The organism is Thermomonospora umbrina, assembly GCF_003386555.1.
In the GTDB taxonomy this organism is placed as follows: Bacteria; Actinomycetota; Actinomycetes; order Streptosporangiales; family Streptosporangiaceae; genus Thermomonospora; species Thermomonospora umbrina.
In genome coordinates this window covers 2,635,149-2,652,782 of record NZ_QTTT01000001.1, presented here as the reverse complement: position 1 = coordinate 2,652,782, position 17,634 = coordinate 2,635,149, and the positions used below count along the sequence as shown (strand labels likewise).

17 protein-coding genes are annotated in these 17,634 nt (G+C 72.2%); 5 read left to right on the top strand and 12 right to left on the bottom strand.

Features of this window, described 5'->3' with window-relative positions:
• Positions 1-120 precede the first annotated feature (120 nt).
• The gene (locus tag DFJ69_RS11715; RefSeq protein ID WP_116022509.1) at positions 121-1,074 is read left to right on the top strand and encodes a coiled-coil domain-containing protein; all 954 of its coding nucleotides are present in this window, start codon (positions 121-123) and stop codon (positions 1,072-1,074) included.
• A 7-nt stretch (positions 1,075-1,081) separates the two neighbouring features.
• Here DFJ69_RS11715 and DFJ69_RS11710 read toward each other — a convergent pair whose 3' ends face one another.
• From DFJ69_RS11710 to purS, 5 genes are all read right to left on the bottom strand, one after another.
• Complete coding sequence (locus DFJ69_RS11710; protein WP_116022508.1) at positions 1,082-1,597, bottom strand: NUDIX hydrolase; 516 nt, start codon at positions 1,595-1,597, stop codon at positions 1,082-1,084.
• Positions 1,598-1,657: 60 nt separating this feature from the next.
• On the bottom strand, positions 1,658-3,910 hold the full coding sequence (gene purL / locus DFJ69_RS11705; protein ID WP_211328960.1) for a phosphoribosylformylglycinamidine synthase subunit PurL: 2,253 nt from the start codon (positions 3,908-3,910) through the stop codon (positions 1,658-1,660).
• Between the two features lie 992 nt (positions 3,911-4,902).
• A complete protein-coding gene (gene purQ / locus DFJ69_RS11700; RefSeq protein WP_116022507.1) occupies positions 4,903-5,598 on the bottom strand; it encodes a phosphoribosylformylglycinamidine synthase subunit PurQ in 696 nt (231 codons plus the stop codon).
• An 83-nt stretch (positions 5,599-5,681) separates the two neighbouring features.
• Positions 5,682-6,125, bottom strand: a complete 444-nt coding sequence (locus DFJ69_RS11695; RefSeq protein ID WP_116022506.1) for an ATP-binding protein — start codon at positions 6,123-6,125, stop codon at positions 5,682-5,684.
• Positions 6,126-6,292: 167 nt separating this feature from the next.
• Positions 6,293-6,541 carry a phosphoribosylformylglycinamidine synthase subunit PurS gene (gene purS / locus DFJ69_RS11690; RefSeq protein WP_211328593.1) on the bottom strand — a complete coding sequence of 83 codons (249 nt, stop codon included), beginning with the start codon at positions 6,539-6,541 and terminating at the stop codon, positions 6,293-6,295.
• A gap of 155 nt (positions 6,542-6,696) precedes the next feature.
• Here purS and DFJ69_RS11685 point away from each other — a divergent pair, with 155 nt between their 5' ends.
• From DFJ69_RS11685 to DFJ69_RS11675, 3 genes are all read left to right on the top strand, one after another.
• Positions 6,697-8,316, top strand: a complete 1,620-nt coding sequence (locus DFJ69_RS11685) for a hypothetical protein (protein ID WP_116022504.1) — start codon at positions 6,697-6,699, stop codon at positions 8,314-8,316.
• A gap of 74 nt (positions 8,317-8,390) precedes the next feature.
• Positions 8,391-9,242: a hypothetical protein gene (locus DFJ69_RS11680; RefSeq protein ID WP_116022503.1), complete on the top strand. Its 852-nt coding sequence runs from the start codon at positions 8,391-8,393 to the stop codon at positions 9,240-9,242.
• A complete protein-coding gene (locus tag DFJ69_RS11675; RefSeq protein WP_170177618.1) occupies positions 9,229-9,831 on the top strand; it encodes a TetR/AcrR family transcriptional regulator in 603 nt (200 codons plus the stop codon). Before DFJ69_RS11680 ends, DFJ69_RS11675 begins: the two co-directional genes overlap by 14 nt.
• 146 nt (positions 9,832-9,977) lie before the next feature.
• Here the strand turns inward: DFJ69_RS11675 and DFJ69_RS11670 are convergent, their stop codons facing one another.
• From DFJ69_RS11670 to DFJ69_RS11650, 5 genes are read right to left on the bottom strand one after another with little or no spacing between them, the layout of a single operon-like run.
• Positions 9,978-11,201 (bottom strand): HesA/MoeB/ThiF family protein, encoded by a 1,224-nt coding sequence (locus DFJ69_RS11670; RefSeq protein WP_116022501.1) that lies wholly within the window; start codon positions 11,199-11,201, stop codon positions 9,978-9,980.
• Positions 11,194-11,388 (bottom strand): hypothetical protein, encoded by a 195-nt coding sequence (locus DFJ69_RS11665; protein WP_116022500.1) that lies wholly within the window; start codon positions 11,386-11,388, stop codon positions 11,194-11,196. The genes DFJ69_RS11670 and DFJ69_RS11665 overlap by 8 nt, the downstream gene beginning before the upstream one ends.
• 39 nt (positions 11,389-11,427) lie before the next feature.
• Positions 11,428-11,877 carry a hypothetical protein gene (locus tag DFJ69_RS11660; protein WP_116022499.1) on the bottom strand — a complete coding sequence of 150 codons (450 nt, stop codon included), beginning with the start codon at positions 11,875-11,877 and terminating at the stop codon, positions 11,428-11,430.
• A 45-nt stretch (positions 11,878-11,922) separates the two neighbouring features.
• Positions 11,923-13,047 carry a hypothetical protein gene (locus DFJ69_RS11655; RefSeq protein WP_116022498.1) on the bottom strand — a complete coding sequence of 375 codons (1,125 nt, stop codon included), beginning with the start codon at positions 13,045-13,047 and terminating at the stop codon, positions 11,923-11,925.
• On the bottom strand, positions 13,044-14,207 hold the full coding sequence (locus tag DFJ69_RS11650; RefSeq protein WP_116022497.1) for a hypothetical protein: 1,164 nt from the start codon (positions 14,205-14,207) through the stop codon (positions 13,044-13,046). Before DFJ69_RS11650 ends, DFJ69_RS11655 begins: the two co-directional genes overlap by 4 nt.
• A gap of 143 nt (positions 14,208-14,350) precedes the next feature.
• On the opposite strand from DFJ69_RS11650, the gene DFJ69_RS11645 reads away from it, so the two are divergent.
• Positions 14,351-15,817 carry an FAD-dependent monooxygenase gene (locus DFJ69_RS11645; RefSeq protein ID WP_116022496.1) on the top strand — a complete coding sequence of 489 codons (1,467 nt, stop codon included), beginning with the start codon at positions 14,351-14,353 and terminating at the stop codon, positions 15,815-15,817.
• Here the strand turns inward: DFJ69_RS11645 and DFJ69_RS11640 are convergent.
• Positions 15,804-17,069, bottom strand: coding sequence for a WD40 repeat domain-containing protein (locus tag DFJ69_RS11640; protein ID WP_116022495.1), 1,266 nt, complete (start codon positions 17,067-17,069; stop codon positions 15,804-15,806). The genes DFJ69_RS11645 and DFJ69_RS11640 overlap by 14 nt on opposite strands.
• Positions 17,069-17,623, bottom strand: a complete 555-nt coding sequence (locus tag DFJ69_RS11635; RefSeq protein WP_245974262.1) for a SigE family RNA polymerase sigma factor — start codon at positions 17,621-17,623, stop codon at positions 17,069-17,071. The genes DFJ69_RS11640 and DFJ69_RS11635 overlap by 1 nt, the downstream gene beginning before the upstream one ends.
• Between the last annotated feature and the right edge of the window lie 11 nt (positions 17,624-17,634).

Genomic DNA, 17,634 nt, shown 5'->3' with positions numbered 1-17,634 from the left:
TGGCGAAGCGCAGGACGGTGCCCCGGTTGAAGACGTGTCCCCGGCGGGCCGTGACAGGGCCGACCTCCCGGCCAGAACCCGTCGGCTGACCCGGTCTGGCGATCGAGGAGAGGAGAGGACGTGGAGACCCCCTACTCCACCCGTGACACTTTCGTGCCGCGCCGTCGGTTCCGGCGCGTGGCCCTGGCCATCGCGGCGGCGGCCGGGGCGCTCGTACTGACCTCCGCCACGGCGCAGCCGTCGGTGGCCGCCGAGCCCAGCGGCTCGGAGAAGGTCGCCAAGCTGACCCAGGAGATCAAGGAGCTCGAGAAGGAGTACGGAGGCAACCTCGAGCAGCTCCGGGACACCCGCAAGCAGGCCAAGGAGGCCCTGGAGCGGGCCAAGGACCTGCGCGAGGACCTCGACGAGGCGCACGCCCTGGTCGCCCAGTTGGCCGCCACCCAGTACATGACCAACGGGGTCGAGCCGTCCATCCAGATCCTCACCAGCAGCGACCCCGGCGACGTGCTGGGCGACGCCTCGCTGGCCCGCCACCTCTCGCAGAGCCAGGCCGCCAAGGTCAGGCAGATCGCCACCCTGGTGACCCAGCAGGACCGGGCCCGCCGCGAGGCCGAGAAGAAGATCACGCAGCTCGAGAAGGACATCAAGGACATCGCCAAGGAGCGCACCCGGGTCAAGGCGCTGCTGAAGAAGTACAAGCCGGAGTCCCCGATGATCGGGAACGGCGGCATGACGTCCCGCATGGTCACGGCCCGGGACGAGATCGAGGAGGAGTTCGGCCCGTTCCTGGTGATCGGCTGCACCCGCCCCGGCGACCCGCTGGACCACGGCCAGGGCAAGGCGTGCGACTTCATGGAGAGCAGCGGCGGCTCGATGCCGTCCTCGTCACGGCTGGCCCACGGCGACGCGGTCTCCGCCTACGCGATCAAGCACGCGTCCCGGCTCGGCATCAAGTACATCATCTGGAAGCAGCGGATCTACGACGTCCGCAGCAGCGGCGGCTGGAAGGGCATGTCCGACCGCGGCAGCATCACCCAGAACCACTTCGACCACGTCCACATCTCGGTCTTCTAGCCGGGCGCTAGCCGAGAAGGGCCGCGTGCAGGGGCAGCCAGGTCGCTCCCCGGCAGCGTGACCGCACCTCGTCCCCCGTGAACCAACCGGCTTCGCCGCACTCGGACTCCGGGTGCGGGCGGGTCGGCGCGCCCGGGTGGTCCAGACGGGCGGTGTGGAACGCCATGAACGTGCGCGACGCGTAGCGGTAGCCCGCCGGCGGCGGGGCCAGGTGGGTGATGCGCTGGCCGCCGATGAGGGTGAGGCGCGAGGCGTCCAGCTCCAGGCCGGTCTCCTCGTCCAGCTCGCGGGCGGCGGCGGCCGCGGGGGACTCGCCCTCGTCGACATGGCCGCCGGGGACCTCCCAGCCACGACCGGGACGGTTCACGCGCGTCAGCAGGGTGCGCCCGAGGGAGTCGAACACGAGCGCGAACGCCGACGTGACGGGGTGATCGTCGGGGACCTCGTCGGTCAGCAGCAGGTCCAGCCGGTGCGGACCCGGGATCCACGGCACGGTGCAGGTGTCGATCACGGTCGATGCCATGATCGGATCATGTCACCCCGGCGGAGGGGCGCCCGGGGCGGCCCGGACACCCCGTCGCCGTCAGGTCACGTAGCTGGGCAGCAGCCGCTCGTGGGCCTCGCGCAGCTCGTGCAGCGGGATCGAGAACAGGCCCTCGACGGACAGGCTGTCGCCGCCGACCACGCCGAGCCGGGTGACCGGCACCCCGGCGGCCTCGCAGAGCTGGCCGAGCTTGGCCTCTCCGCCGGGCCGGACCGCGACCACGGCCCGCGCCACCGACTCGCTGAACAGGGTCACGAACGGGTCGCCCGGCAGGGTGACCCGGCAGCCCAGCCCGCCTCGCAGGCACGACTCGACCAGCGACTGCGACAGCCCGCCGTCGGACAGGTCGTGCGCCGCAGACAGCAGGCCGTCACGGGCACCGGCGACCAGCACGGCGGCCAGCGCCCGTTCGGCGGGCAGGTCGACCAGCGGCGGCAGGCCGCCCAGGTGCCCGTACACCACGTGCGCCCACTCCGACCCGCCGAACTCCTCGCGGGTCTCGCCGAGCAGCACCAGCATGTGGCCCTCGGCGGGGAACGCCATGTTGACCCGGCGACGGACGTCGTCGTGGACGCCCAGCACCCCGATGACCGGGGTCGGGTTGATCGGCGTGCTCTCGGTCTGGTTGTAGAAGCTGACGTTGCCGCCCGTCACCGGAACGCCCAGCGCCTGGCAGGCGTCCGCGAGGCCCTCGGTGGCCCGCGCGAACTGCCACATGACACCAGGGTCCTCCGGCGAGCCGAAGTTGAGGCAGTTGGTCACCGCCAGCGGACGCGCCCCGGTGGACGCCACGTTCCGGTACGACTCCGACAGTGCGAGCTGCGCGCCCGCGTACGGGTCGAGGCGGGCGTACCGGCCGTTGCCGTCCAGCGACAGGGCGATGCCGAGACCGCCCTCGTCGTCCAGTCGGATCACGCCGGCGTCCTCCGGCATGGCCAGCACCGTGTTGCCGAGCACGTACCGGTCGTACTGGGAGGTCACCCAGGTCTTGCCCGCCAGGTTCGGCGACCCGGCCAACCACAGCACCGTGTTGCGCAGGTCGTCGGCGTTGGCGGGCCGGGCCAGCCGGCCCGGGGTGTCGGACTGGATCGAGCCGAGGTCGGCGGGCGGCTCGTACGGCCGCTCGTAGACGGGGCCCTCGTCGGCGGCGGTGCCCGGCGGGATGTCGACGATCACCTCGCCGCGCCAGGTCATCACCAGCCTCCCCGTGTCGGTGACCTCACCGATGACGGTGGCGGGGATCTCCCATTTGGCGCAGATCTCCAGGAAGCGGTCGACCTTGTCGGGGGAGACGACGGCCATCATGCGTTCCTGGGACTCGCTCATCAGGATCTCTTCGGGGCGCAGCGTGGCGTCCCGCAGCGGCACCGCGTCGAGCACGACCCGCATGCCGCCGGTGCCGGCCGCCGCCAGCTCCGTGGTCGCGCAGGAGACGCCGGCCGCGCCGAGGTCCTGGATGCCGACCACGAGGTCCTCGCGGTAGATCTCCATGCAGCACTCGATGAGCAGCTTCTCCATGAACGGGTCGCCGACCTGGACGCTGGGCCGCTTGGCCTGCGACTCCTCGTCGAACGTCGCCGAGGCCAGCACCGAGGCCCCGCCGATGCCGTCCGGGCCGGTGGTGGCGCCGAACAGGATCACCCGGTTGCCCGGGCCGGGGGCCGTCGCCCGCTTGATGTCCTCGTGCTTCATGACACCGACGCACAACGCGTTGACCAGCGGATTCTGCAGGTAGCACTGGTCGAACACGGTCTCGCCGCCGATGTTGGGCAGACCGAGGGAGTTGCCGTAGCCGCTGATCCCGGCCACCACGCCCGGCAGCACCCGCTGGGTGTCGGGGGCGTCGGCGGGCCCGAACCGCAACGAGTCCATCACCGCGACCGGCCTCGCGCCCATCGACAGGATGTCGCGGACGATGCCGCCGACCCCGGTCGCCGCGCCCTGGTACGGCTCGACGTACGAGGGGTGGTTGTGCGACTCGACCTTGAACGTGACCGCCCAGCCGCGTCCGACGTCCACGACACCCGCGTTCTCGCCCATGCCGACGAGCAGCACGTCGGTCTGCGGGGCCTTCTCGGCGAACTGCCGCAGGTGGACCTTGGAGCTCTTGTACGAGCAGTGCTCGCTCCACATGACCGAGTAGATCGCCAACTCGGCCGCCGTGGGACGCCGCCCGAGGATGTCGCGGACCCGCCGGTACTCGTCCTCGTTCATGCCGAGCTCGACGTACGGCTGCCGCTGCTCCGGCGTCCGCTCCGCCACGGCCACGGAGTCCACCGGGGCCTCCACCACGGCGGGGCGCACCTCCTCGACCGGGAGGTCGAGCGGCGGGTCGACCGGCGTGATGAGCGTGAGCGGCTCCACGGGCCCGCCGGTCTCACCCGGCTCGGTCGCCTCGTTCGCGTCGGTCGCCTTGGGGGTCGCGGCGGCCACGAGGGCGTCCAGTCCCGCCTGCACCCCGGCGGGTGTCTGCCCGGGCGCCTCGGGAACGTCCTCGGCCTGCGACTCCTCCACGGACGGAACGTCGACCACCGGGTGACCACCCGTGGCGTGCCGCCCGCTCGGCTCCCTCTCGGCCTCGGAAGTCTCGGGGGTCTCGAGGGTCTCGAGGGTCTCTGGAGCGTCGGGGGCGGAGCCCTCCGGACGCGCCGGGGCCTGCTCCTCGCCGCCGGGCTTGCCGGACGCGCCCAAGACCTCGTCCAACGCCGTGTGAGCGGGCGCCACCGACTCCGGCACCGCCTCGCCCGACCGCTGCTCCTCCGCCTCCTGCGGCCCTCCCATGGCTCCCGGAACCTGAGGTGCCTCCGGGACGCCGGGCACTTCCGAACCGTCCGGGGCTTTCGAGGCTTCTGCGCCATGCGGTGCTGCCGGGTCCAGCGGGCCTTCTGAGGCTCCCGGGGAGGCCTCGGAGGCTTCTGGTGCTCCTGATGTCTGTGGGGCTCCAGGAGTCTGGGGGGCTCCTGGGGTGTCCAGGGCTTCAGGTGTTTGCGGGCCGACCGGTCCGCTCGGGGTGTGGGAGGCCGGAGGTGTTCCTGAGGCCGTCGCGCCCGTGGGTTCCGACTGGTCGGCCCGGGCCTCGTCGCTCCGGGGGCGTGCGGAGTCGGAGGGCGTGGGCTCGGAGGGGCCGGGGGCCTCTGCGGCCTCGGACGAGGTGGGGGGCTCGTCGGAGGACCGGGCGAACGGGTCGTTCTCCGGGTCGTCGGCGGCGAGTTCGGCGAACCACTCGGCGGTGGGGCCGTCGAACGGGTCGTCGGACGCGCCGCCCTTGTCGGGGGTGTTCTCGGTCATGCGTTGGCACCTACCTGGCCCAGCCCGGCCTTGACGATCGAGGTGAAGAAGCCGAGCCCGTCGGTCGACGGGCCGGTCAGGGACTCCACGGCGTGCTCCGGATGGGGCATCAGGCCGACGACGTTGCCGGCCTCGTTGCAGATGCCGGCGATGTCGTTCAGGGAGCCGTTGGGATTGAGGTCGAGGTAGCGGGCGACGACACGGCCCTCGGCCTCCAACTCGGCGAGGGTCGCCTCGTCGGCGACGTAGCGGCCGTCCCGGTTCTTGACCGGGATGACCGCCTCCTGACCCTCGGAGTAGGCGGAGGTCCAGGCCGTCTCCGCGTTGTCGATGCGGAGCCGCTGGTCGCGGCAGACGAAGTGCAGGCCCGCGTTCGGCAGCAGGGCGCCGGGCAGCAGGTGCGCCTCGCAGAGGACCTGGAAGCCGTTGCAGATGCCCAGCACCGGCAGACCGGCGCGGGCGGCGGGGACGAGTTCCTCCATCAGCGGGGCGAACCGGGAGATGGCGCCGGCCCGCAGGTAGTCGCCGTAGGAGAACCCGCCGGGCAGGATCACCGCGTCCACGCCCCGCAGGTCGTGGTCGGCGTGCCACAGCGACACCGGTTCGGCGCCGGCCACGCGGACGGCGCGTGCGGCGTCACGGTCGTCGAGCGATCCTGGGAAGGTGACGACCCCCACCCGGGCAGCATTCATTGTTGAAGATCCTCCGGAGCCGAGGGCTGGGTGCGTGGGGCACCTTCGACTTCTCCGGTGCCGTGCCCCCGCGCGCGACCAATCTACCTGGCGCTGTGCACGAGATCGCCCTCGAGTCGGGGCATCGGCGCCTCGTCCCGCCAGGTCAGCCGCTTGCACAGGCGCACGACGGTGCCCTCACCGGGTCGGGTGTCGAACGTCACGTCGTCCACCAGGGCTCGCATGATCTTGATGCCGCGCCCGGACTCGCTGTGGTCGGCGACCTCGGGGGGCGGCTCGTGGGTGAGCCCTTGGCCGTGGTCGGCGATGGACAGCACGCAGACGCCGTCGTCCACCTGGGCGAGGACCTCGTAGTCCAGCGGGGTCCGGGAGTGCTGCACCACGTTGGTGCACGCCTCCGAGGCGGCGACGAGGATGTCGCCGATGCAGTCCTCGGCGACGCCCAGCCCGCGGAGCGCGTCACCGAGCACCCGGCGCAGCACCCGGACGCTCAGCGACTCACGCGGGAGCGCGAGCGAGAACCTCATATTCACCGGACACCTCTTGCCTGTGAAATCTTCGACGGGTGAAGACTTCCCCCGGCCTCTCGCCTGTAACCGCCACACCGCCGGGTCTTTCGGTGAACTGTCGGCGACCGGTCCGGGATATTCCGTGGATTTTGTGCGCCCGCACCACGGAAGACCGGTCGCGCGGTTCACTCGTCCAGCACTCTGACCTCGAAGTTCTCGATGACCGGATTGGCCAGCAGGGTGCCGGCGATCGCCCGAATCCGGTCCAGGGCCGCCTCGTCGGCGGGCCCCTCCAGATCGAGTTCGAATCGCTTGCCCTGACGCACTCCGGTGACGCCCTCGAAGTTCATCTGGGGCAGTTTGCGGGCGATGGCCTGTCCCTGCGGATCCAGGATCTCGGGCTTGAGCATGACGTCGACGACGACACGGGCCACGGCCGCCCCCTCTCCCTGATCGACATGTCTTTCCGTACGGGACGCCAAGCGTACGGTACGGGTACCAGAGCAGGATCTCCGGCCCGGCGCCGAGGCGTCGTTCGGGCCGCTATACATACTGGCGTACCGGCACCCCTGGAGCACTGGAGCCGCAGATGGACATCGAGGAACTCACCCCGCCCGAGCGCGCCCTGTGGATGGCGTTCGCGGCCGGCGAGTCCGTCGATCTGGGCACCGGGAACCCGGGGCTGGACGACCCGGGGTACGGCGAGCAGTGGGGCGCGGAGCGGATGGTCCGCGCCGAGGTGTTGTTGGCGCTGCTGGTGGGGGCGGTGGAGCCCGAGCCGGGGCAGATCGCGGCGGTCCGGCTCACCGGTGCCCGGATCATCGGCTCGCTCAACCTGGGCCATGCCGAGGTGTCGGTGCCGTTGGCGTTGAACGGCTGCTATTTCGACGAGGCCCCCCACCTGTACTGGGCCAGCATGAACAGCGTTCACCTCATGAGCTGCCGGCTGCCGGGCCTGGTCGCGTCCGGTGCGCGGGTGGACGGGCACCTGTGGCTGGAGGGCAGCCACATCAGCGGCGGCCTGTGGCTGGACGGGGCGCACATCAGCGGCATCCTCAACATGTCCGGGGTGCATCTGACCAACCCGGAGGGCGACGCGCTGCTGGGGGACCGGCTCACCGTGGACGCCAACGTGTACTGCGACAAGGGCTTCACCGCGCACGGCGAGGTCCGGCTGCCCGGGGCCCATGTGGGCGGTCAGTTGATCTTCCGGCAGGCGCAGCTCTCCAACCCCTCCGGCGCGGCCCTGTATGCCAGCCGGCTCGACGTGGCCGCGAACGTCTTCTGCGACGCCGGGTTCACCGCCACCGGCGAGGTGCGGCTGCGCGGGGCGCGGGTCGGCGGCTACCTGTCGCTGGTCGGGGCGCAGCTCTCCCATCCGGGGCGGACGGCGCTGAACGCCGACGACCTGGCGGTGGAGACCGACGTCTACTGCTCCGACGGGTTCACCGCGAACGGCGCGGTGAGCTTCTCCGGGGCCCGCATCACCGGGCAGCTCAGTCTGCGCGGCGCGAAGCTCACCAACGAGCCGGGGGTCGCGCTGAGTCTGCAGCGCCTCCAGGCCGAGGAGGTGATGCTCCGGCCCGCCGAGACCGTCAACGGCGTCGCCGACCTGTCGTACGCCAAGATCAGCGTGCTGCGCGACGACCCGCGGACCTGGGCGCCGCGCCTGCAGCTCGACGGGCTGTCGTACGAGACCCTGGACCCGCCGCTGACGGCCCGGGAGCGGCTCGACTGGATCCGCCGCGACACCGACGGCTACCAGCCCCAGCCGTACGAGCGGCTGGCGCAGACGTACCGTTCGCTCGGGTTGGACGCGGAGGGGCGCAGCGTCCTGCTGGCCAAGGCCCGCGACCGGCGCAAGACGCAGAGCCCGTCGCGGAAGGCGGTCGGCTGGTTCCAGGACGTGCTGGTCGGTTACGGCTTCCGGCCGTTCCGGGCGGCGAGCTGGCTGGGCGGGCTGCTGGCGTTCGGCACCATCGTGTTCTCGCTGCACAAGCCGGCCCAACTGGAGGCCGAGCAGAAGCCGTCGTTCAACGCGTTCTTCTACACGCTGGACCTGCTGCTGCCGATCGGCACCTTGGGGCAGGAGCCCTATTACTCGCCCAAGGGCGTCTACCAGTGGATCGCCAACTTCATCATCATGGCGGGCCTCATCCTCGGTCTGACCGTCGCCGCGGGCGCCACCCGCGCCCTCTCCCGCGACTAGCGCGCCGACCGGGGGCGGTCCGGGGCGCCGTGACGGGCTTTTCATAGACCGCGTACTCGGTTTATGATTGCGCCATGACCACGGGGAGCATCACCACGGCGGACCGGTACCGGCTGGAGTGGGGCGGTGTCGTCCTCGAACTCGCCTCCCGGCGTTCCGGGCTGCGCACGGAGGTCGTCCTCTACGGAGACGGCGAGGCGGTGGCCGATGGCGCGGGGGTGGGGCGGGTCCTGCTGCCCCTGCCGGGGGACGACGCGGACGACACGGGCCCTTCCGTCCTGGTCATCAGCGCTCCGCCGGGGACCATCGCCCGGGCCCTCCTCCTCGTCCCCAAGGCGTCCGAGGCCGCCGATGACGAAGACGACGAGGAGGACGAGCTTCCCGAGGGGCTGGCGAAGCTGGTCGGGTTCGCGTCCGCCGAGAAGCACCCGTTCGAGCCCCCGCCGGGAACGCTGGGGGCGCGATTGCTGACGTTCCAGCGCCGGCACCCGAAGCTGTACGCGTCCCGCCACGTGGTCCTGGCAACCGCACAGGTGCTGCTCGGACTGCTCGGCGTGGCCGTGTTCTTCACGCTGGTCCTGGGCCGGGTGGTGGAGTGGGCGGCCGAGCGCCTGCCCGACGTCTCGCTGCCCGAGGTCGACCTGCCGTCGATCCCCTGGCCCGACCTTCCGCTCCCCGACCCGCCCGACCTCCCCGATCTCCCGGACGTCGCGCTGCCGGGCTGGATCGCCGCCGTGCTCGCGACGGCGAAGTTCTGGGTGCCCATCCTGATCGCGATCGGCGTGGCCGTCGAGGAGGTCAGGAAGCGGCGCAAGAGGGAACGCGCCCGAGCGGAGGCCGCAGAGGCCCCGGAGACCCTGGAGAGCCGTCAGGATGGGGTCGGCGGTGATCCACGAGACGGCGAGGGGCGCGATGCGGACCGTTGATCCTGAAAAGCACCGGCGGCGACGGGAGCAGATCCTGGGCGCGGCGGTCGGGCTGTTCGCGACCAAGGGGCTGGCCAAGACCACCACCGCCGAGATCTGCCGGGCGGCCGGGGTGAGCAGCGGCAACCTGTTCCACTACTTCCCGTCCAAGCAGGAGATCTTCTACGGGATCTTCGAGTTGGAGCAGGACGAGTGGGACGCACTGCTGGCCTCGGCCGCCGTCGACCCCGACCCGTGGGCGGGGCTCATGCGGGTGGTCGACCGGATCGCCGCCGAGGCGTTCGACCCGATGATGCCGGGGCTGATCGTCGAGGTCCTCGCGCAGGCGCACCGCGACCCCCGGGTGGCGGACCTGGTGGCGGAGAGCGACCGGAGGCTGTTCCGGGGCGTCGCGGCGCTGGTGGAGCGGCTCCAGAAGGAAGGGTCGGCCGACCCGGGGCTGCCGGTGGAGACCGCCGCCCGCTGGGTCGTGATCATCACCGACGGCTTCCACACCCGGGGCTACGCCGAGCCCGACCGCGACCGGGACGCCGAGGTCGCCGTGGCGAAGGAGATCATCGCCCGGACCCTCCGCCACACCGGCCGCTGACTCAGCCCCGGGGCATCGGCGGCGGGTCGGCGTGCACGACCTTGTAACCGCCCCTGGTGACGGGCGCGAACGGGGCCGGGGCCATGCTCGTCCCCACCGAAACCTCCTCGCCCTGCGCGACGACCGGTGCGGTCCGTCGACGAGCCTCAGGAGGCGAAGAGCTGCTCGTCTTCCGGAGTGGGATCGCCGAGATCGCGGAGCGCGCCCGGCCCGCAGTGCGCGCAGTCGTCCAACGCCGGCAGGAACACCCCGTACCAGCGCAGCACCGCCATCCGGTCGATGGACACCCCCATGGGCTCCAGCCCCGCGTGGGCCAGCTCCCGCCGGTTGATCCACTGGTGCAGCGGCGCGACCAGGTCGGCGGCCAGCCCGGTGAACGTCGGCGACCGCCCCGCCAGCAACTCCACCAGCGCCAGCTTGGTCATGTGCAGCGCCACCGGGATGATGTCGGTGGACAGGCCCGGCTGCGGCGCCACCCGACGGTCGGTGTAGGAGATCCGCGCCGCGTCCTCGTCGCTGCTGACCTCGTTGTCGGCGGCCTGCTCCGGGAGCGCCTGCACGAAGCACTGGTAGCACGGTGTCAGCCCGGGCACCACGCGCTGCACGATCCCGCCGTACGCGCGCCGGTAGACCCCGCCGAGGATCAGCGGCAGCCCCTCCTCCAGACAGAGCCGGTTGACCAGCAGCCTGCTCTCCCGGTTGTCGGTCGCGCAGATCACCAGGTCGACGTCCAGCCGCGCCAGCAGCTCGCGGACCGCGCCGCGGGTGTCCCCGCCGATGCGCAGGTCGCTGGTCACCACCCGGGCCGCCGGATGATGCCGGCGGACGAGGTCGCGCATGGCGTTGACCTTCAGTCGCCCCACGTCGGGGAGCCCGCACTCGTGCCGGGAGATGTTGCCGATCTCCAGCCGGTCGTGGTCGAGCAGCAGGAACCGGCCGACCCCGGCCTTGGCCAGCTCCCGCACGATGAAGCTCCCGCCGGAGCCGAGCCCGAGGACGGCCACGGTCCGCTCGCCGAGGACGTCGGTCTCCAGGATGCCGTGCACCCGTTCGAGGACGTCGGCGTCGGCGGGGAGGGTCGTGGTGTCGATCCGTTCGCCCGAGGGCACGCGGTGCGCGCGGATCCCGCCGTCCTCGGGCCAGCACACGACGAGGGGGCCGGGCTCGTCCGGGATCCGGCCGTCGGCGGGGGCTGCGGGCAGCACGAGGACGTCGACGCCGGGCGCGCCCTCGACCACGCCGAGGTCGCCCCGATCCCGCGGCGTCATCGCCAGTTGCAGCGGGACGGCCCCGCCGGGCCGCCCGATCACGGCCAGCGCCGCGTCGGTGAACACCAGATGGCGGGGGTGCGGGGCGGTCGACTCAGCCACGGGCGAACGCCCTCATGTCCTCGACGTCGATCTGGGGGACCTGGTCGCCGAGCTGTTCGTCGGTCGACTGGATCTCGAACTTGCCGGTCTGCGGGTTGAGCACCATCCGCTTGCCCGGCGGCGGGCTGCCCGACTGCCGCATCTGCTCCATGAACGCCCGCAGGTCGCTGTGCTTGTCACTGGCCATGGGTCCTCCCGTGCTGCGGTCGAGGGCGTGTCGAGGGGATCACGAGTCCATCAGGAAGTTCGTCAGGGGCTGCCCGTCCTCCAGATGACACTCGTAGGCGAGCGTCCAGAGCATCCCCTTACGGATGATTTTGAGCATGGAGTGGGCCGCCGACCAGTACTCCGGGCGATAGGTGCAGATCTTCACCCATCCGGGCCGGTCGGTCGCCCACACGTGCATGCTGTGGCTGGTCCCGTAGGACTCGATGGTCTTGTGCCGCGTCCAGTCCAGCAGCGGCCGCGGATGGGTGATGTACGTGCTGGGGCATTCGTCCGGGTAGCCCGGCGGCACGACGATGCGCATCTCGTACGCGTTGCCGTTGTTGCTCCACCACAGGCCCTCCACGTAGGTCCTGCCCGTCGGCTCGTAGAAGCTGAACGACGGGAAGTGCGTGCGCAGGGCCGCCCGCTCCTCGGCGAGCCGACGCCGCTGATAGCTGTCCCAGCCCACAACTGTTCCCCTCCTGGGATCGTGCTGCCCGGTGACGGCCCCGGCTCAGGGCAGTCGCTGCAGTTGCTGGAGCCCCCAGTCCAGGGGGGTGTCCAGATCGAACGCCCGGCCGCCGTCGGCCGAGGGGGGCCACTCACCGATCTTCTCCAGGTGCTGTCGCGGGGCGAGCACGTCGCATCCGTACGCCACGGCGCGTTCGCCGTCCCAGGCGGTGAGGAGGTGGACGCAGGCCGTACGGCCGGGGATGCGCACCACCACGGCGAGCCGATCGGTGTCGGCCAGCTCGACCTCCACCTCGTAGCGGCCGGCCAGCCGCTGCATCACCGGCTGGATGTGCTGCTCGACGTAGCCGGCGAGGTCGGGGATCGGCCGGAGCCACGACTCCTCGGTGACCGCCGCCTTCCCCGAAGCGGCGGCCTCCGGCACGGGCTGCTCTTCGGCCGCCGGGGCCGCGTCGTGCTCGGCGGCGGACCCGCCACCGGACAGCAGACCGGGCACCAGCCGCCGGAAACCCCGCCGCGTCCCGCCCGACGCGGGGGAATCGGCCAGCACGTAGGCGGTCTCCGGCAGCGACCCGGCGGCGCGCAGGGCGGCGCCCAGCTCCGGTACGTCCGGCACGTTCTGATCGGAGAGGGCACGGCGCAGCGGGCTCTGGCCAGGGAGCACCTCGATGACGGACTGGTCCCGGGTGAGCTGCCGGGCGTCGGGATAGAAGAACGGCGTCAGTTGCACGCACACGTCGTCCCTTCGCGCCGAACCCTTGGGGGGCCGCCGGTCGTCTCCGACGAAGTTGGCGAGGATCTCGGTGTACTTGGGGCGGTGGTGCCGCTGCGCGTACCGCCGGGTGCGCTCACGGTCGCCGCCGCTGGGCTCGGTCAGACCGATCCAGTGGTGGGAGTGCCACATCCCGATGCACTGCATCCCGAACCGGCCCCACGTCAGTTGCTCCAGCGCCTGGGTCACCTCGGGATCCAGCTCCAGCGACGTCGACCGCTTCGCCACCCGGCCCGCCGGACGGGTGGCGAGGAAGACGACCGGCGCGCCCCCGTGACCGAACAGTCCGAAGAGGCTGCCGCCGGTCTCCACCTCGTGGTGGTCCAGCGTCTCGTCGGTGATCAGGTCGAGCTCGGACTCGTAGACGCGGATCCGGGTCACGCCGTGATCGCTCATCGGATCGCCTCCACGATGTCGGCCAGGGTGCGTTCCGGCGACCAGATCGACGGGTCGATCTCCAGGTGCTCGCGTCCGCCGGCGTCCACGTAGAACACCTCGGGCGGGCCGGCCGGGAAGTCCGCGTCGAGCAGGAAGGAGATCGACAGCCCCTCCCGAGAGGCGATCAGCGCCACCCGGTCCGGCCCGAACTCCAAGGTCTCGACCGGGGCGAAGCCCAGGTGGAACAGGGCCAGCGCCTCCATCTCCAGCCGACAGCCGAACACGTCCTCGGCGTCGCCGACCCGGTCGATGAGCGCGACCGCCGGGCGCTCGTTCGACCCGTTCGTCCCGTTCGAGGCCCGGGGGATGGTCCGCAGGTCGACCGAGGTGATGCCGCGCAGGTGCCAGTACGTCTCCACGCAGGTGACCACGAACCAGGCGACGATCGCCGCGATGACCTGCTCGTCCGGACTGTCGACCTCGGAGAGGTTGACGTACGGCCACACCGGCAGCGCCGCCCCCGCCTCGGCGCGCGTGGTCGGCGGGCCGCCGCGACCGAACGAGGCGATGCGGATCGTGAAGCCCGCCCGGCCCTCGGTGGAGGGGAAGACGGAGCCCAGGTACGCGAAGGCGTGCAGCCGGTCGCCGTCGGCCTCGAAGTAGACCACGATCGCCGGCCGGCTCGGGAACTCCAACGCGCTGATCTCGGCGGCGCCCACCGATCCCTCGACGGCCCGGGTGGCGTCGCCGTCGCTGACGAACGCGCCGGTGTGCAGCACCGCGTACCGGTCGAGGCCGTCCACGTCGTGCAGTGCGTCGTGGACCAGGCCCGGGATCCGCCGCCGCCCGGCGGCGTCCGCGACCCGGACCGGGGAGACCAGCACGGAGGGGCGGGGATCCTCGGCGGCCAGGTCGCGCAGCCGACCGATCGCGCCCAGCGGATAGGTGGCGTTCTGGTTCTTGTAGCGCTCCAGCAGTTGTTGACGCCGATGGTCCTCGTCCAGATAGGCGAGTTGGGCCGCCTGCCGTCGTTCGTCGGCGACCTCGGCGAGCCGCGCCTCGTGATCCATGGCCCGGAGGGCGCCCCGGGTGCGGAGCTGCTCCAGCAGGGCCTCCGGTAGCAGGCTCACCAGCCCGCCGACCAGCGGTCCACCGATCAGCCCCCAGAACCATTCCACCCGTGCATACCTCCAAGGCAGGTGCTGTGGCCCCCGGCAGATCGCCAGGATAGGGGGCTGATATCGGGACATGGTGTCATCCGCCACAATCGGCCAAGAGCGTGATGAATCAGCCGTCGGAAATCCGGGTAGGCAGATGATCCGTGGAGGATCTCACCGACGTTCTGATCGTGGGAGCGGGCCCGACCGGGCTGTTGCTGGCCGGTGATCTCGCCGCCGCCGGGGTCCGCTGCACGGTCGTCGAGAAGCGGGCCGAGGAGTCCAACCTGTCCCGGGCGTTCGCCGTCCACGCCCGCACGCTGGAGGAGCTGGACGCCCGAGGCGTCGCCGACGCCTTGGTGAGCACCGGCACCCCGGTCTCCGGCCTGCGGCTGTTCGGCGGGGCGCGGCTGGACCTGTCGGGGTTGCCGACCCGCTTCCCGTATGTCCTGGTCACTCCGCAGTACGAGACGGAGGCGGTGCTCGAACGGCGGGCGCGCGCCTGCGGGGCGGAGATCCGCATGGGCGTCGAGATGCGGACGTTGCGGGAGGTCGCCGACGGTGTCGAGGTGGCCGTACGCGAGCGGTCCGGGGACCGGCGACGGATCCGCGCCCGCTACGTGGTGGGGGCCGACGGCGTCCGCAGCGCGGTGCGACGGGCGCTCGGGCTGCCGTTCCCCGGGCGCGCGGTGGTGCGGTCGATGGTCCTCGCGGACGTACGGCTCGGCGACCCGCCGACGGAACTGCCGGTCATCGACTCCAACCGGGACGCGTTCGCCGTCCTGGTGCCGTTCGGCGAAGGGTGGTACCGCGTGGTCGCCTGGGACCGCCGCCGCCAGCTCCCCGACGACGCGCCGGTCGCCCTGCCGGAGGTCCGCGAGGCCATGCGCCGCGCGCTCGGCACCGACCACGGGGCCCACGACGCCCGCTGGATGTCGCGCTTCCACAGCGACGAACGCCAGGTGGAGCGCTACCGCGTCGGGCGCGTCTTCCTCGCCGGCGACGCCGCGCACGTCCATTCCCCCGCCGGCGGCCAGGGCATGAACGTCGGGCTCCAAGACGCCGCCAACCTCGGCTGGAAGCTCGCCGCCGTCCTCCAGGGCCGCGCCCCGGAATCCCTGCTCGACTCGTACCACACCGAACGTCACCCGGTGGGCCGCATGGCCGTGCGGGGCAGCGGCGCGCTGCTCCGCGTCGCCCTCATCGCCCCGCGTTCCCTCCGCGTCGTGCGCGGGACGCTGGGCCGCGTGTTCACGAAGGTCCCGCCCTTGGCCGGCCGGATCGCCGGAGCGGTCTCCGGCATCGACATCGCCTACCCCCGCCCGCCCGACTCCCACCCCCTGACCGGCCGCCGCGCCCCCGACGTTCCGCTGGCCGACGGCCGTCGCCTGTACGAGGCCCTGCGCACCGGCCGCTTCGTGCTGGTCACCCCGCCCACGTCCGAGGCCGCCGCCACCTGGGCCGACCACGCCGACGTCCATCAGGCGGGCGGCCCGACCCGCCACACCGTCCTGGTACGCCCCGACGCCTACATCGCCTGGGCCACCGCCGAGCCGCACCCGAACGCCGCCGTGCGACGCGCCCTCACCGAACACTGCGGCGCGCCGCCGGTGGGTGTCAGGGGCCGGTGATGGTGCCGAACGCGAAGTTCGCGTTGGCGGGAAGCTCGGTCACGAAGCCCAGCCGGCCGTAGTCGATGTCCCAGGCCAGGAGACGGGTGGTGGTGGGGGTCCGGCTCAACAGCAGGACCGTGGAGGCGTCGAGCCAGCCGACCACCGGGCAACAGGACCTGAGGCGGGGTTGGATGCCGGGGGCCTCGAAGGGGAAGAGGAGGGCACGGACGATCCGGCCGGTGGTGGAGCCGAGCACGATGGAGATGTCGCCGGGGCCGCTCCGGGCGCCGATCCCGCCGTCGACGGGGGTGTGGGCGGAGCGGGCGATCCGGGAGCCGTGCAGCCAGCCGCCGCCCGACCACTCCGAGATCACCTTGCCGAGCCGGGGGAGCGGCTGCGCGGAGGCCGTCTGGCCGGGACCCTGGTCGACGAGTTCGGGCTCGCGGGAATGGGGGTCGATGGCGAGCCGGGTCGGGTTGACCATCGGGCTCTGGGAGGACTCGGAGACCCAGTCGAAGCCGCCGTCCAGGTATCCCAGCGTGGGCGCGGCGGGCTTCGTGACGTCGATGAGGACGGACCTGTCGGCCCCCTCGGCGACCAGCCGGGTGCTGTCGCTGAGCCAGCGGACGTTCTCGAGCCGGCCGTGGTGGCGCACCCTCTGGTGCGCGCCCGTGGTCAGGTCGACGATGACGACGGCGTTCGGCTGGGCGAACGCCGCGCGACGGCCGTCGGGGGAGAGCGAGGAGGCGTCCAGGGGCCGCTGGACGCCGCCGGCGGAGTCGGTGACATCCAGGAGGCTCACGGTGTCGAGGTGGCGCAGCCGGTGGTCGGCGCCGAGGACGTACACGACGTCGTTGTCGGGCTGGATGAGCGCGAGCGCCTCGGTCACCGGTTCGGCGGACAGCGGCACGGCGGTCGACGGGTCGACGGTCTTGGAGTCGGGCAGCCGGGTGGGGATGCGCGGCAGCCGGACCTCGTCGTTCGGGCGTGGGGCGACGTCCACGCGGTAGCCGTCCACTTCGATGGTGCCCCGCCGAGAGCCCGGGGCCGACTGGGCGGACGCGGTCGGCGGCGGCTCCATGCTCCGGAGCAGATCGAGCACGCCGACCGTGGTGACCGCGAGGGCGAGGGCCGCGGCGGCGGCGCCGACGCGGCGACGGCGACGGCGACGCCTCGCGCGCTGCCACAGACCGGCGGTGGTGTGGACCCGGGGCGGCGGAACGGGCTCGGCGAGCTCGCGGAACAGCTCCCGAATGTGCTCGTCGGTCATCACGTCGACCTTCCGAGCCCGGCCAGTTCGTGCAGCTCGGGGGCGACCTTGCGCAGTCGCCGCAGCGCGCTGTGGGTCTGGCTCTTGACCGTCCCGACCGAGACGCCGAGCACCTGGGCCACGGTGGCCTCCGGGAGGTCCTCGAAGTAGCGCAGCACGAGGACGGCGCGCTGCTTGACGGTCAGCCGATCGAGGGCCCTGGCGAACAGCAGCCGCATGGCGGCGGGCTCGGCGGGATCGCCGCTGCCGCGGTCGGGGGGCGACGCCGTGGGGTGCTCCCGACGCCGCTTGCGCCACCAGGACACCGCGTCGCGGTACATGACCGTGCGGACGAACGCCTCCGGCTCGGCGTACAGCTTCGTCCAGTTCAGGGCCAACTTGATGAGGGCGTCCTGAAGCAGGTCCTCCGCCAGGTGCAGATCACCGGTGACCAGATAGGCCGACCGCAGCAGCCGGTGGTGGTGGGTGTCGACGAACGCCTCGAACGCCGCGCTGACGAGCCGGTCGTCCGCCCATCGCTCGCCGCCCAGGTATTCGAGCCTGCCCTCGGTCACGAGGCCTCCTC